The organism is Streptomyces sp. BE20 (genome assembly GCF_036322525.1).
Lineage (GTDB): Bacteria > Actinomycetota > Actinomycetes > Streptomycetales > Streptomycetaceae > Kitasatospora.
This window is the reverse complement of the sequence record NZ_JAQYWW010001072.1, coordinates 1-245: the sequence shown is the minus strand read 5'-3', so window position 1 is coordinate 245 and position 245 is coordinate 1. Positions and strand designations below refer to the sequence as shown.

Sequence of the window (245 nt, the reverse complement as noted above, 5' to 3'; positions counted from 1 at the left end):
CTTCTTCCCGGCTTCGGCGGACTTGGCGGTGATGGTGGCCGCGGTGGACTTCAGCTCGTCCCAGGTCTTGGGCGGGGCGGCGATGCCGTACTGCTGGAGGATGTCGGTGCGGTAGAGCATGACGTCCACGTCGAAGTAGAGGGGGACGCCGTGCATCTTGCCGTCGTACTCGTCGACCTTCGCCAGTGGCAGGAACTTCTCGGTGTCGGCGGCGGTGTAGCCGAGCTTGTCGAGCGGGGCGAGGG

1 protein-coding gene is annotated in these 245 nt (G+C 66.5%); it reads right to left on the bottom strand.

From position 1 onward, the window contains the following. Positions 1 to 245 (bottom strand): extracellular solute-binding protein (locus PUR61_RS31070; RefSeq protein ID WP_329882838.1); only part of this gene is annotated, 245 nt, incomplete at both ends.